Raw genomic sequence first — 13,105 nt, 5'->3', positions numbered from 1 at the left:
TTCTCTCGTTACTGGAAGATGCGGATCGGGTTGACCACGTCGGCGGTGACGGTCAGCAGCATGTAGCCCACCACGAAGAGCAGCACCACGTACGTGGCCGGCATCAGCTTGTAGTAGTCCACCGGGGCGGCGGCCACCTTGCCCCGCGCCGACCGGATCGAGTTGCGGATCTTCTCGTACACCGCGACCGCGATGTGGCCGCCGTCGAACGGCAACAGCGGCAGCAGGTTGATCGCGCCCAGCACCAGGTTCAGCTGGGCCAAAAAGAACCAGAATGCCACCCACAAGCCGTGGTTGACGGTGTCGCCGCCGACGATGCTGGCACCGACCACGCTCATCGGGGTGTCCTTGTCGCGCTCGCCGCCGCCGATCGCGTTGACCAGAGCGCCGACCTTGGTGGGAATCGCAGCCAGCGACTTGCCGACCTCGACGGTCAGCTGGCCGGCGAAGACGACGGTGCCGGGTATCGCGGTCAGCACGTTGTAGCGGGTGGGCTCGTTGCGGGGCGGGCCCACCCCGATGGCACCGACGGTGGCCAGGTGGTCCTTGTCCTTCGCGGTGGGGTCGTAGCGCTGGGTTTGCTGGATCGTCACGTTGGTGGTGACCTGACGGCCGTCCCGTTCGACGACGACGGGCACCGTGCCGTGCAGGGTGCGCACCGCTGCGGCCAGCTGCGCGAAGGTGGACACCGGGGTGTCACCGACCTTGACCACCACGTCGCCGGGCCGGATCCCGGCCAGCGCCGCGGGCCCCTGGCCCTCGCACGGACCCTGCTTGTTCTTGTCGATATCGGCTGCCACACAACCGGTTACACCGACGATCGCCTTGTCGGACGGGTGCAGGTTGGGCAGTCCCCAGATCACCGCGATGACATACATCAGCACCAGGCAGATGACGAAGTTCATGCCGGGACCGGCGAACAGCACCGCCACCCGCTTCCATGTCTTCTGCTTGAACATGGCGCGGTCCTGCTCGTCGGGCGCGAGGTCCTCGGCGGGGGTCATGCCGGCGATGTCGCAGAACCCGCCGGCGGGGATGCCCTTGATGCCGTACTCGGTCTCGCCGCGCCGGGTGGACCACAGGGTGGGGCCGAAGCCGACGAAGTAGCGGCGCACTTTCATGCCGGTGGCGCGGGCGGCCCACATGTGGCCGCACTCGTGCAGGGCGACCGAGATGAGGATGGCCAGTGCGAACAGCACTATGCCGATAACGAACATCATCAGCCTGTTACGACCTTTCTCACGCCGGCTGCCTCGATCGCATGTTGCGCTCGCTCACGGGCCCAGCGCTGGGCATCGAGTACGTCATCCACGGTAGCCGGTGGGTGGCCCAATTGCGGGGCCCATTGATCTGCGGCGTGCAGCACGTCGGCGATGGTGGCGACGATCCCGGGGAACGAGAGCCGCCCGGCCAGGAACGCGGCCGCGGCTTCCTCGTTGGCGGCGTTGTAGACCGCGGTCATGCACCCGCCGGTCTCACCGGCGTGGCGGGCCAGCTCGACAGCCGGGAAGACCTCGCTATCCAGTGGCTCGAATTCCCAGGTCGAGGCGGTGGCGAAGTCGCAGCAGGCGGCCGCGCCGGGCACCCGGTGCGGCCAGCCCAGCGCCAGCGAGATGGGTAGCTTCATATCAGGGGGGCTGGCCTGGGCAATGGTCGACCCGTCGGTGAAGGTGACCATCGAATGAACAATCGACTGCGGATGCACAACGACGTCGATGCGGTCGTAGGGGACGCCGAACAGCAGGTGCGTCTCGATCAGTTCCAGGCCCTTGTTGACCAGTGACGCGGAGTTCAGCGTGTTCATCGGGCCCATCGACCAGGTGGGGTGGGCGCCGGCCTGTTCGGGGGTCACGTCCTGCAGGTCGGCGGCCGACCACCCGCGGAACGGCCCGCCGGAGGCGGTGAGCACCAGCCTGGCGACTTCGTTGGGGGTGCCGCCGCGCAGGCACTGGGCCAGCGCGGAGTGCTCGGAGTCGACCGGCACGATCTGGCCGGGTCGCGCCGCGGCCAGCACCAGTGGCCCGCCGGCGACCAGGGATTCCTTGTTGGCCAGCGCCAGCCGGGCCCCGGTTTCCAGCGCGGCCAGGGTGGGACGCAGGCCCAGCGCTCCGACCAGCGCGTTGAGCACGACGTCGGCGTCGGTCTCCTGCACCAGCCGGGTGACGGCGTCGGGACCCTGGAACCGGATGTCGCCGGCCCGCTGCGCGGCGGCTATGTCGGCGACTGCGATGTTGCTCACCCCGGTCTCGGCGCGCTGGCGCAGCAGCGTGTCCAGGTTGCCGCCGCCGGCCGCCAGCCCGACGATTTCGAAGCGATCCGGATTGGCGGCGATCACCTCCAGCGCCTGGGTGCCGATCGACCCGGTGCTGCCCAGCACCAACACCCGCACCCGGCCCGCAGCGGACCCGCCACCGGAAAATGTCACCCGTCCATTGTGCCGCCTGGGTACGTCAGTGCCCGCATGAACCAAACCGGACCCGGCATCGTGACGAATATCTGACATGTGGACTCTTGCGCTGGTCGGCTTCCTCGGCGGCGTGGTCACCGGAATATCGCCATGCATCCTGCCGGTGCTGCCGGTGATCCTGCTCTCCGGCGCGAACCGAACCGTCGCCGAACCCGAATCGGGAAGCGGCGTCACGGTGACCACCCGGCCGACCCGGTCGGAAACGCTGCGCCCCTATCGGGTGATCGGCGGTCTGGTGCTCAGCTTCAGCGTGGTCACCCTGATCGGCTCGGCGCTGCTGTCGGCGCTGCACCTGCCGCAGGACGCGATCCGCTGGGTCGCGCTGGCCGCGCTGGTGGCGATCGGCCTCGGACTGATCTTCCCGCGGTTCGAACAGGTGCTGGAGAAGCCGTTCGCCCGCCTGCCGCAGCGCCAGATCTCCTTGCGGGGCAACGGCTTCGGTCTGGGCCTGGCGCTGGGGGTGCTCTACGTCCCGTGCGCGGGGCCGGTGCTGGCCGCGATCGTGGTGGCCGGCGCGACCGCACACATCGGCGCCCCGACCGTGGTGCTCACCGCCGCGTTCGCGCTCGGCAACGCGCTGCCGTTGCTGTTCTTCGCGCTGGCCGGTCAGCGGATCGCCCAGCGGGTGAACGCGTTTCGGCGGCGTCAGCGCGAAATCCGGGTGGTCGCCGGCATCGTGGCGCTGCTGCTGGCGGTGGCGCTGGTGTTCGACCTACCGGCCGCGCTGCAGCGGGCCATTCCCGACTACACCGGCTCGCTGCAACGCAGCGTCGGCGACTCGACCGCACTGCGGGACGGCCTCGGGCATCGACCGAGGGATCCCAACGCCCGACTGTCCGGCTGCAGCAATGTCGACACCCGACTGCAGGACTGCGGGCCCGCACCTGATCTCAAGGGGATCACCGGGTGGCTGAACACACCCGGCGGTGCACCCGTGACGCTGAGTTCGTTGCGCGGCAAGGTGGTGCTCGTCGACTTCTGGGCGTACTCGTGCATCAACTGCCAGCGGGCCATCCCGCACGTCGTCGGCTGGTATGAGGCCTACCGGGACGACGGCCTGGTGGTCATCGGGGTGCACACACCGGAATACGCGTTCGAGAAGGTGCCGCAGAACGTCGCCAAGGGTGCCGCGGACCTGGGCATCAAATACCCGGTCGCGCTGGACAACAGCTTCTCGACCTGGACGAACTATCAGAACATGTACTGGCCGGCCGAGTACCTGATCGACGCCGACGGCACGGTCCGGCACGTCAAGTTCGGCGAGGGCGAGTACGACGTCACCGAACGGCTGATCCGGCAACTCCTGGCCGATGCCAAACCGGGCGTCGCCCTGCCGCCGCCGGTGGACGCGCCCGACCTCACCCCGACCGGCCTGCTGACGTCCGAGACCTACTTCGCCGTCGGCAAAGCGGACAACTACGGCGGCGGCGGGCACTACGACGAGGGGTCGGCGACCTTCGAGTATCCGCCGACCCTGGCGCCGGACCGCTTCGCGTTGCGCGGCCGCTGGACGCTGGACCACCAGGGCGCCACCGCCGACGGCGACGACTCGGCCATCAAGCTGAACTACCACGCCAAGAACGTCTTCGTCGTCGTCGGCGGCACCGGCACCCTCACCGTGACCCGCGACGGGACATCCACGACGATGCCGGTGAGCGGGCCCCCGAACAACCGCCAGATCGTCGCCGACGACCAGCAGACGTCGGCCACCGTCGAGGTGCGGCCCAGCAAGGGACTGCAGGTCTTCTCCTTCACTTTCGGCTGAATTGCCGTCCGGCACCCGGCCCGCTCCGAATCACTGACGGGATGTCAGCGGGGTGGCACCAGCCATCCCGGCACGCACAAGGAGGAGCACAATGAAATTGCAAAAATCAACGGCGACAACACTTTTCGCGGCTGCACTGGCGGCAGGCGCGGTGGCCGTCGCCCCGACCGCCGCGGCCGGTGACCTGGTGGGTCCGGGCTGCGCGAACTATGCGGCGATGAATCCGTCGGGTCCGGCGTCGGTGCAGGGCATGTCCGGGGTGCCCGTCACCGAGGCCGCGGCGAACAACCCGATGCTGACCATGCTGACGGCGGCGTTGTCGGGCCAGCTCAACCCGCAGGTGAACCTGGTCGACACCCTCAACAGCGGTCAGTACACGGTGTTCGCGCCCACCGACGCCGCCTTCAACAAGCTGCCGCCGGCCACCGTGGATCAGCTCAAGACCGACTCGGGCCTGCTGACCAGCATCCTGACCTACCACGTGGTGCCGGGCCAGACCAGCCCGAACATGGTCGCCGGCACCCACAAGACGCTGCAGGGCGCCAACCTGACCGTCACCGGGCAGGGCAACAACATCCGGGTCAACAACGCCGGCTTGGTGTGCGGCGGGGTCACGACGGCCAATGCAACGGTCTACATGATCGACACGGTGCTGATGCCGCCGTCATAGGACCTGCCCTGCGGCGGACGGCCTGTGCCAGAATGTCAGGGTCTCAAGTCCAGTCCGACCGGAGGGATCGCCGTGGCCAGTACTGAGGTGGAGCCGTTCGCCGGCGTCGACGAAGCTGAGGTGCCGTCCGCGCGGTGGGGCTGGAGCAGGATCAACTACCGCACCTGGTACGGCGTCGGCGCGTTCATCTTCGTTCTGCTGCTGGCGTTTCTGCGCGGCAACCACGTGGGCCACGTCGAGGACATCTTCTGCGTCGGCTTCGCCGCGCTGGTGCTGTTCATCCTGGTGCGCGACATCTGGGGCCGCCGCCGCGGCTGGCTCAGGTAGCGGACTGCCGGGTCAGCTCGCCCGCCGGGTCCCGGTGCAGATGGACCTCGCCCGAACCGGTGCGCACGTGCAGTGCCAGGGTTTCGTCGTCGGGTTCGGGGCCGTCCGCCGGCTGTAAGTGGTTGGTGACGGCGCCCGACCCGGCGACGATGTCCATCCGCACCGCGGTGCCGTCGGGAACGCCGACCGCGACCGCGCCGCTGCCGGTGTGGGCCGAGACGCTGCCGCGCACCGCGGCTTCGACGATCACCGAGCCCGAGGCGGTGCGTGCCTTGAGGTTGCCGCGCAAGGTGTCGACGGACACCGAACCGCTGGCGGAGGAGAACTTCACGTCGCCGTCGAGGTCGTGCACCCGCAGCGTGCCCGACGCCGTGGCCAGCGAGGCGTACCCCACGACCGAACGCACGGTGACCGAGCCGGACGAGCTGGCGGCCTTGATCCGTCCGGTCACGGTGTCGATCTCGGCGTCGCCGCCGGCCGCACTGATGCGGACGTCGGCGAACTCCCCTTCGGCGCGCAGGGACGCCGAGCCCAACTCGGCATGGATGCGAGACTGCGACGGCAGCTCGATCTCGATCTCGACGGCCCCGGTGCGGGGCATACCTCGCTTGGCCGCGGCCACCGTCAGTTTGCGCTCGTCGCGCAGATCTACGCGGAGTTGCTCGGCCGCGCGGACGTCGGATTCCCGGGTCTGGTCGTGCGGGCGAACCTGGACGACGGTGTCGGCGCGGTCGGCGGCGACCAGGCGCACCGATCCCGCACCGACCGTGACGCGAACGCTGATCGGCTCGGGCGTGGCGAATGTCGGCATTGGCGATCTCCTTCGATGGCGGTTCAGCGCACCCAGCCGGTTACCCGGTGAGAGTTCTTGCGCGCGTGGTGATTTGGTCCCTGGCTTGCTTTGGCGGCGACTCGCACCAGCCAGCCGTTGAGCGAGGTGCCGTCGCGCCGGGCCGCCGCCTCCACGGGCGCGCGCAGCCCCTCCGGCAGCCGCAGCGTGATCCGCCAGGTGGCGCCGCCGTCCTCGTCGTAGACGAGCGGCTCTGCCGGTTCGGCTGAGTCGTCGGGCACGTCGACGACGAATTCGGGGTCGCGGCCGCGCAGCCGGACCTCGACGGAACCGGATCCCAACTCGCCGCTGATCTCCTCGGTGGCCGAGGACAGCGCTTCCAACAGCGCCAGCCGCAGCGCCGAGTCCAGCGGTGCGCTCAGCCGCTCGGCCAGTTGCTGCGCATCGGGCCCGGCGGCGGCGGCCGCCAGCGTGAGTTCGTGACGGACGACGTCGACGTATGGCTGCAAATCCATAACGTCATGATGACACCATTGTGGTGTCATCTGCAAGTGGGATGGTGTCACGACGATGTCGCCGGTACCGCACCGCGGCCAGCGCGCCGACCGCCACCAGCACCACCCCGGCCAGCCACGGCCACGCCCCGTGCTGGTGCACCCAGCCCGCCAGCTGACCCTGCACCCGGCCCGCGGCGGCGATCACCGCGTCGTCGGGATTTCCGTTCGCGGTGAACAGTCGCACCTCGTAGAGCCCGTAGTAGCCGACGTAGAGCCCCACCACCACCAGCAACCCGCCGCCCACCCGGTTGACGAACGGCAGCACCCGCCGCAGCCGGCCCAGCAGCGCCGAACTCGCGGTCGCCACCCCGACCGCCAGCGCCCCGACCACCAGGGTCAAACCCCCGACGTAGGCGGCGTAGACCGCCGCGCCGGCCAGCGCCGAACCCGTCCGCAGCGCGGCGCCGGTAACCGCCAGAAACGGGCCGACGGTGCACGACAGCGATGCCAGCGCATAGCTGATCCCGTAGCCGTACATCGAACCCAGCCGCATGGTTGGCGCCCAGCGCGGCCCCAGCGGCCGGACGGAGACGAGTTCGCGGCCCGCCAACAGCCAACCGCCGAGCCCGATCAACACGACGCCGACCAGCACCGTCGCGTACGGCAGGTAGCGCTGCACGGTGGCGGCCGCCGAGATGGTCAGCGCGCCGAACACGCCGAACACCGTCACGAAACCGAGCGCCATGCCCAGCGTGGCGGCCAGCGCCCGCCCGACCGCGACCAGCGGCGTCCTGGTCGCACCGGCGCCGCGCACCACCAGCACCAGGTAGGCGGGCAGCATCGCAAACCCGCACGGGTTGACCGCGGCCACCAGTCCGGCGGCGAAAGCCAAGCCGATCAGAGACTGGTTCACCCGGTCACGACGTCAGCGCGGCGACCCGGCCGGACAACTCCTGCTGGGACATCGCCGAGGTGGTGTTGTTGACGAACGTCGACGAGCCGTCCGGGCGGTAGAACACCCACGCCGGCTGCCAGGGCACCCCGTAACGGGCCCAGATCGCGCCGTCGGCGTCGTTGAGGTTGGTGAAGTTCAGGCCATACTTGGAGACGAAGCCCTGCATCTGCCCGACGTCGGAGTGCGCCGCGATGCCGACGAAACTCACCGCGGGGTGAGCGGCGGCGACCTGGGCCAGCGCCGGCGCCTCGGCGTTGCAGAACGGGCAGAACGGCGTCCAGAACCACAACACCGCGGGCTTGCCCTGCAGACTGGCGCCGTCGAACGGGGCACCGGACAGGGTGGTTCCAGTGAAGTTCAGGCGGTCGTCGGCGGCGAGGGCGCGGGGCGCCGAGACGACACCGGTGAGCAGGATCAGGGCGACAAGAGCGGCGACCGGCAGCTTGACCGGGCGCAAGAGACGACGAATCATGATGGGACCTTTTCGTTAGGCGGTTGCCTGGAGTCACGGTTTACCCACACCCGTGGTTCACCAAGCGCTCAACCTTCGGCGGCCAGCTGCCCACACGCCGCACTGATCTCCCGACCGCGGGTGTCCCGCACAGTACACGAAACACCTTGTGCGCGAACACGTTTGACAAACTCACGCTCTACCGGTTTGGGGCTGGCGTCCCATTGGCTGCCCGGCGTCGGGTTGAGCGGAATGAGGTTGACGTGTACCAGCGGACCCAGCGCGCGGTGCAGCCGCTTGCCCAGCAGGTCGGCCCGCCACGGCTGGTCGTTGACGTCCCGGATCAGCGCGTACTCGATGGACACCCGACGGCCGGTCACCTCGGCGTAGTAGCGGGCGGCGTCCAGCACCTCGCTGACCTTCCATCTGTTGTTGACCGGAACCAGGGTGTCCCGCAATTCGTCGTCGGGGGTGTGCAACGACAACGCCAGCGTCACGCCGAGCCGTTCGTCGGCCAGCTTTCGTATCGCCGGGGCCAGACCCACCGTCGACACCGTCACCGAACGCGCCGAAATCCCGAACCCAGACGGCGGCGCCTGAATGATGCCGCGCACCGCCGCCACCACCCGGGCGTAGTTGGCCAGCGGCTCGCCCATCCCCATGAACACCACATTGGACAGCCGCTGGGGATCCGGGCCGAAGCCGTCGCGCAGCGCCACGGCCGCGGCACGCACCTGCTCGAGGATCTCGGCGGTGGACAGGTTACGGGTCAGCCCGCCCTGACCGGTGGCACAGAACGGGCAGGCCATGCCGCAGCCGGCCTGCGAGGAGATGCACACCGTGTTGCGCTGCGGATAACGCATCAGCACCGACTCGACGGTGGCGCCGTCGACGCAGCGCCACAACGTTTTCCGGGTTTCACCGGCGTCGCAGGTGACCTCGCGCACTGGCGTCAGCAGCGTCGGGAAGATGCTCGTGGCGACCTGCTCGCGCACCGCCGCCGGCAGGTCAGTCATCTGGCGGGGATCGGCGATCAGTCGCCCGAAGTACTGGTTGGCCAGCTGCTTGGCCCGAAACGCCGGCAACCCCAACTCGGCGACCGCGGCCGCGCGGCCGGCCGCGTCGAGGTCGGCCAGGTGGCGCGGCGGTCGCCGAATCGAGCCGCGCCGCGGCGGCTCCTCGAACACCAACTGCTGGACCATGACCAGTCCAGTATCAGGGCAACAGCGTCAGAACCGCCCACGCGGCCACCGATGACGGCAGGATGCCGTCCAGCCGATCCATCAGACCGCCGTGGCCGGGCAGCAACCGGCCCATGTCCTTGATGCCCAGATCGCGCTTCACCTGCGACTCGATCAGGTCACCGAGGGTGGTGGTGAGCACGAAGAGCAGACCGAGCAGGGCGCCCACCCACGGCGGCTGGCCGGCCAGGAACGTCGCGGTCAGGATGGTCGCGGTGATGCCGAAGACCAGCGAGCCGGCGAAACCCTCCCACGACTTCTTCGGGCTGATCTTGGGCACCATCGGATGCTTGCCGAACAACGCACCGATCGCGTAGCCGCCGGTGTCGGAGCACACCACCGCGATCATCATGCAGAACACCCGCGCCGGCCCGTGCTGCGGGTCGTAGACCAGCATCGCGGCGAACGAGCCGAACAGCGGCACCCAGGCGCACAGGAAGACGGTCGCCGACACGTCGCGCAGGTAATTGCTCGGCGGCGGTGCGCCCTCGACGTTGTCGGCTTCGCGGTTGTCCTGCATGAACAACCGCCAGATCATGCAGACCACCACCACGCCGCCGAACCCGGCCGCCGCCCCCTCGGCGCCGTACGGCCAGGTCAGCCACACCGTCACCTGCCCGCCGACCAGCAGCGGGATCACCGGGATCAGATAGCCGGCCTCGCGCAGCCGGCGCACCACCTCGTGACTGGCCAGCAGAATCGCCCCGGCGCAGAGTGCCACCCAGAACCGCGGAAACCACAGCAGCGTCGCGATCAGGACGGCGCCGATGGTGACACCGACCGCGATGGCGGCCGGCAGGTTCCGTCCGGCGCGAGACTTCTTCTTGCCCGGTTTCTTTCCGGTCTCGGCCGGCGGCTTCTGTTCGGCCGGCGACGCCGACTCGCCCGGCAGCGTCTCGACCGGCTCCTCGGACGGGCTGCCGGCTTCGGCGTCGGTGGTGGCCACGGACTTCAATGGACTCGGCTGCTGTCGGCCGCTAGACCTCGAGCAGCTCGCCCTCTTTGTGTTTGACCAACTCGTCGATCTGCGCGACGTACTGGTGGGTGGCTTTCTCCAGATCCTTCTCGGCCCGGCTCACCTCGTCCTCACCGGCTTCGCCGTCCTTGCGGATGCGGTGCAGCTCCTCCATCGCCTTGCGGCGGATGTTGCGCACCGAAACCCGTGCGTCCTCACCCTTGGCCTTGGCCTGCTTGACCAGATCGCGGCGGCGCTCCTCGGTGAGCTGCGGGATGGCCACCCGGATGATGGTGCCGTCGTTGGTGGGGTTGACGCCCAGGTCAGAGTTGCGGATCGCCGTCTCGATGGCCCCGAGCTGGCCCGCCTCGTAGGGCTTGATGACGACCATGCGCGCCTCGGGGACGTTGATGCTGGCCAGCTGCGTGATCGGGGTGGTCGCACCGTAATAGTCGATGACGATCCGGGAGAACATGCCCGGGTTGGCGCGACCGGTGCGGATCGTCGACAGGTCGTCCCTGGCCACCGACACCGCCTTCTCCATCTTCTCCTCGGCGTCGAACAGAGCTTCGTCAATCATTGCGCCACTCCTCCTCATCGCTACGCTCTGCATCGTCGCCAGCGCGAATCATCTGCGCCACTCCTCCTCATCGCTACGCTCTGCATCGTCGCCAGCGCGAATCATCTGCGCCAATCCCCCTCAGGTGGTGACCAGCGTCCCGATCTTCTCACCCGCGACCGCCCGAGCGATATTTCCGTCGGTCAGCAGGTTGAACACCAGGATCGGCATGCCATTGTCCATACACAGGCTGAACGCGGTAGCGTCGGCCACCCGCAAGCCGCGGTCGATGACTTCCCGGTGGCTGATCGCGGTCAGCAATTCGGCGTCCGGGTTCTCCCGCGGATCCTCGGCAAACACGCCGTCGACCGCCTTGGCCATCAGGACCACGTCGGCGCCGATCTCCAAGGCCCGCTGCGCCGCGGTGGTGTCGGTGGAGAAGTACGGCAGACCCATGCCGGCGCCGAAGATCACCACCCGCCCTTTTTCCAGGTGGCGCACCGCCCGCAGCGGCAGGTACGGCTCGGCCACCTGCCCCATCGTGATCGCCGTCTGGACCCGGGTGGCGATACCTTCCTTTTCCAGGAAATCCTGCAGCGCCAGGCTGTTCATCACGGTGCCGAGCATGCCCATGTAGTCCGACCGGGTGCGCTCCATGCCGCGTTGCTGCAGCTGGGCGCCGCGGAAGAAGTTGCCGCCACCGATCACTACGGCCACCTGCACGCCGTCGCGGACCACCTCGGCGATCTGCCTGGCCACCAGTGCGACGACGTCGGGGTCCAGCCCGACCTGGCCGCCACCGAACATCTCGCCACCAAGCTTGAGCAGCACCCGGGAGTACTTCGACGGCGATCCCGTCACCGCGCCGCTGGTTGCGTTCGGCCCCGGAGCCGCCGAACCGGCGATGTCGGACTCCGCCATCAGTCTCCTCGTATGACAGGTGTCTCCCCGGCCATTCCCGTCCGCCCGGGGCCATCATGGCAAATACCCGGAAACGGCCGCCCTCATCCTGCCTCATCGCCGCGCTCTGACGTGGGCGGGGTCGGTGTGAGCCTCCGGCAGGTTTGGTGATTCCCGGGTTTGGGAATCCGCTGTCCGCGGCGGCGAGGCCGCGGTCTTGAGGAGAAGGATCGCACCGCTCGATGCCGCGCCGGCCGTTTCTTCGGTCGGGCTCAGTCAATCTGAGCGCCCCATCCATCGCGGTTAACTGAGGAGGAACTCATGGCGGACAGCAACTCGGGACCCGTGGAAGCGGTCAAGGGTGTCGTCGAGGACGTCAAGGGCAAGGCCAAGGAAGCCATCGGAACGGTGACCGGCGACGGAGACCTGATCAACGAGGGCGAAGCGCAGCAGGACAAGGCGGAGGCACAGCGCGACGCCGCCAAGAAGGAAGCCCAGGCCGAAGCGGCCCGCGCCGCGGCAGACGTCGCCGAGCAGCGCCAGAAGGCCAACCAGTAAGACTTGGTGGAAGGATGGGCCCGGTCCGTGTCAACGGGCCGGGCCCATCGAATATCTCCGGCCCGACATTGGCAGTACCGGCGGTAACAAATTATTGGAATAATCGCCCTCCGGGTGGGGTATCCAGCGCTGCGCCGGGGCCGCGGGAGTGGCTGCACGGACGCGGCGACGGGTGGGGTTATGCGGGCATCACCCTCATAAGGTTTGGAGATGGCGGTTGGACGTTCTACTGCTTACCGATGCGGCCGATTTCGAATCCGTGCTGGAGCTGGATTCGTTCGCGCTGACGGTGCGCAGCGCACCCCTGAGGGACGGCGCCGACGGCGCGGTCAGCGGTGCCGACGTAGCGATCATCGACGCCCGAACCGACCTGGTGGCAGCCCGCACCACCTGCCGGCGGCTCACCGCCAGCGCGCCCGGGTTGGCGGTGGTGGCGGTCGTGGCGCCGGCCGACTTCGTGGCCGTCGACGTCGACTGGAACTTCGACGACGTGCTGCTACCCGCCGCCGGGGCGGCCGAACTCCAGGCTCGGTTGCGGTTGGCGATCACCCGCAGGCGCAACGCCGTCGGCAGCACGCTGCAGTTCGGTGACCTCGTTCTGCACCCGGCCAGTTACACCGCGTCGCTGGACGGCGCCGACCTGGGCCTGACGCTGACCGAGTTCAAGCTGCTCAATTTCCTTGTCCAGCATGCGGGTCGGGCGTTCAGCCGCACCCGGCTGATGCACGAGGTGTGGGGCTACGACAGCAACGGCCGGGTCCGAACCGTTGACGTGCACGTGCGCCGGCTGCGCGCCAAACTGGGTCCGCGGCACGAGTCGATGGTGGACACCGTGCGCGGTGTGGGTTACATGGCGGTGACGCCGCCGCAACCGCGCTGGATCGTCTCAGAGCCGGTGCTCAGTCCGGCATGGGTATCGGAAACCGGTGTGCGGCAACCCGATTCGTTGACACGATAATCCGTTCAGGAC

15 protein-coding genes are annotated in these 13,105 nt (G+C 68.8%); 5 read left to right on the top strand and 10 right to left on the bottom strand.

What is annotated here, in order from left to right; translation table 11 throughout:
- Nucleotides 1–8 precede the first annotated feature (8 nt).
- Together MKCMC460_RS10870 and dxr are read right to left on the bottom strand one after the other, a co-directional pair.
- Nucleotides 9–1,220: an RIP metalloprotease gene (locus MKCMC460_RS10870; RefSeq protein WP_238305690.1), complete on the bottom strand. Its 1,212-nt coding sequence runs from the start codon at nucleotides 1,218–1,220 to the stop codon at nucleotides 9–11.
- Entirely contained in the window at nucleotides 1,220–2,425 is a 1,206-nt protein-coding gene (dxr, locus tag MKCMC460_RS10865; RefSeq protein ID WP_236976552.1) for a 1-deoxy-D-xylulose-5-phosphate reductoisomerase, read from the bottom strand. The genes MKCMC460_RS10870 and dxr overlap by 1 nt, the downstream gene beginning before the upstream one ends.
- Nucleotides 2,426–2,501: 76 nt before the next feature.
- On the opposite strand from dxr, the gene MKCMC460_RS10860 reads away from it, so the two are divergent.
- The 3 genes from MKCMC460_RS10860 (at nucleotide 2,502) to MKCMC460_RS10850 (ending at nucleotide 5,229) form a co-directional block, all read left to right on the top strand.
- Nucleotides 2,502–4,232: a cytochrome c biogenesis protein DipZ gene (locus tag MKCMC460_RS10860; RefSeq protein WP_236976553.1), complete on the top strand. Its 1,731-nt coding sequence runs from the start codon at nucleotides 2,502–2,504 to the stop codon at nucleotides 4,230–4,232.
- Between the two features lie 91 nt (nucleotides 4,233–4,323).
- Nucleotides 4,324–4,902, top strand: coding sequence for a fasciclin domain-containing protein (locus MKCMC460_RS10855; RefSeq protein ID WP_238305688.1), 579 nt, complete (start codon nucleotides 4,324–4,326; stop codon nucleotides 4,900–4,902).
- Nucleotides 4,903–4,974: 72 nt separating this feature from the next.
- Nucleotides 4,975–5,229: a DUF2631 domain-containing protein gene (locus tag MKCMC460_RS10850; protein ID WP_236976554.1), complete on the top strand. Its 255-nt coding sequence runs from the start codon at nucleotides 4,975–4,977 to the stop codon at nucleotides 5,227–5,229.
- On the opposite strand, the gene MKCMC460_RS10845 is transcribed toward MKCMC460_RS10850, so the two are convergent.
- The 8 genes from MKCMC460_RS10845 to pyrH all read right to left on the bottom strand — a co-directional run bounded on the left by MKCMC460_RS10845 (nucleotide 5,222) and on the right by pyrH (nucleotide 11,598).
- Nucleotides 5,222–6,040, bottom strand: a complete 819-nt coding sequence (locus MKCMC460_RS10845; protein ID WP_236976555.1) for a DUF4097 family beta strand repeat-containing protein — start codon at nucleotides 6,038–6,040, stop codon at nucleotides 5,222–5,224. The genes MKCMC460_RS10850 and MKCMC460_RS10845 overlap by 8 nt on opposite strands.
- 23 nt (nucleotides 6,041–6,063) lie before the next feature.
- A complete protein-coding gene (locus MKCMC460_RS10840) occupies nucleotides 6,064–6,534 on the bottom strand; it encodes a histidine kinase (RefSeq protein WP_236976556.1) in 471 nt (156 codons plus the stop codon).
- Nucleotides 6,535–6,538: 4 nt separating this feature from the next.
- Nucleotides 6,539–7,429 carry a cytochrome c biogenesis CcdA family protein gene (locus MKCMC460_RS10835; RefSeq protein ID WP_238305687.1) on the bottom strand — a complete coding sequence of 297 codons (891 nt, stop codon included), beginning with the start codon at nucleotides 7,427–7,429 and terminating at the stop codon, nucleotides 6,539–6,541.
- A 4-nt stretch (nucleotides 7,430–7,433) separates the two neighbouring features.
- Nucleotides 7,434–7,943, bottom strand: a complete 510-nt coding sequence (locus tag MKCMC460_RS10830) for a redoxin domain-containing protein (RefSeq protein ID WP_236976557.1) — start codon at nucleotides 7,941–7,943, stop codon at nucleotides 7,434–7,436.
- A gap of 68 nt (nucleotides 7,944–8,011) precedes the next feature.
- Nucleotides 8,012–9,124, bottom strand: coding sequence for a 23S rRNA (adenine(2503)-C(2))-methyltransferase RlmN (gene rlmN / locus MKCMC460_RS10825; RefSeq protein ID WP_236976558.1), 1,113 nt, complete (start codon nucleotides 9,122–9,124; stop codon nucleotides 8,012–8,014).
- A 13-nt stretch (nucleotides 9,125–9,137) separates the two neighbouring features.
- Nucleotides 9,138–10,109: a phosphatidate cytidylyltransferase gene (locus MKCMC460_RS10820; RefSeq protein ID WP_238305686.1), complete on the bottom strand. Its 972-nt coding sequence runs from the start codon at nucleotides 10,107–10,109 to the stop codon at nucleotides 9,138–9,140.
- Between the two features lie 31 nt (nucleotides 10,110–10,140).
- Nucleotides 10,141–10,698, bottom strand: coding sequence for a ribosome recycling factor (gene frr, locus MKCMC460_RS10815; RefSeq protein WP_236976559.1), 558 nt, complete (start codon nucleotides 10,696–10,698; stop codon nucleotides 10,141–10,143).
- A gap of 120 nt (nucleotides 10,699–10,818) precedes the next feature.
- Nucleotides 10,819–11,598, bottom strand: a complete 780-nt coding sequence (gene pyrH / locus MKCMC460_RS10810) for a UMP kinase (protein WP_236976561.1) — start codon at nucleotides 11,596–11,598, stop codon at nucleotides 10,819–10,821.
- Between the two features lie 300 nt (nucleotides 11,599–11,898).
- On the opposite strand from pyrH, the gene MKCMC460_RS10805 reads away from it, so the two are divergent.
- Nucleotides 11,899–12,135 carry a CsbD family protein gene (locus tag MKCMC460_RS10805; RefSeq protein WP_236976563.1) on the top strand — a complete coding sequence of 79 codons (237 nt, stop codon included), beginning with the start codon at nucleotides 11,899–11,901 and terminating at the stop codon, nucleotides 12,133–12,135.
- Nucleotides 12,136–12,352: 217 nt separating this feature from the next.
- A complete protein-coding gene (locus tag MKCMC460_RS10800) occupies nucleotides 12,353–13,093 on the top strand; it encodes a response regulator transcription factor (protein WP_236976564.1) in 741 nt (246 codons plus the stop codon).
- Nucleotides 13,094–13,105: the final 12 nt, after the last annotated feature.

Source organism: Mycobacterium sp. 20KCMC460 (assembly GCF_022179425.1).
In the GTDB taxonomy this organism is placed as follows: domain Bacteria; phylum Actinomycetota; class Actinomycetes; order Mycobacteriales; family Mycobacteriaceae; genus Mycobacterium; species Mycobacterium kiyosense.
The sequence above is the reverse complement of the archived record's forward strand: the minus strand, read 5'-3'. Positions and strand labels throughout refer to the sequence as shown.

Coding starts and splice junctions, on each gene's coding strand:
- MKCMC460_RS10855 (WP_238305688.1), top strand. CDS start 4,324: ATGAAATTGCAAAAATCAACGGCGACAACACTTTTCGCGGCTGCACTG.
- MKCMC460_RS10830 (WP_236976557.1), bottom strand. CDS start 7,943: ATGATTCGTCGTCTCTTGCGCCCGGTCAAGCTGCCGGTCGCCGCTCTT.
- frr (WP_236976559.1), bottom strand. CDS start 10,698: ATGATTGACGAAGCTCTGTTCGACGCCGAGGAGAAGATGGAGAAGGCG.
- MKCMC460_RS10845 (WP_236976555.1), bottom strand. CDS start 6,040: ATGCCGACATTCGCCACGCCCGAGCCGATCAGCGTTCGCGTCACGGTC.
- rlmN (WP_236976558.1), bottom strand. CDS start 9,124: ATGGTCCAGCAGTTGGTGTTCGAGGAGCCGCCGCGGCGCGGCTCGATT.
- MKCMC460_RS10805 (WP_236976563.1), top strand. CDS start 11,899: ATGGCGGACAGCAACTCGGGACCCGTGGAAGCGGTCAAGGGTGTCGTC.
- pyrH (WP_236976561.1), bottom strand. CDS start 11,598: ATGGCGGAGTCCGACATCGCCGGTTCGGCGGCTCCGGGGCCGAACGCA.
- MKCMC460_RS10840 (WP_236976556.1), bottom strand. CDS start 6,534: ATGGATTTGCAGCCATACGTCGACGTCGTCCGTCACGAACTCACGCTG.
- MKCMC460_RS10870 (WP_238305690.1), bottom strand. CDS start 1,220: ATGATGTTCGTTATCGGCATAGTGCTGTTCGCACTGGCCATCCTCATC.
- MKCMC460_RS10860 (WP_236976553.1), top strand. CDS start 2,502: ATGTGGACTCTTGCGCTGGTCGGCTTCCTCGGCGGCGTGGTCACCGGA.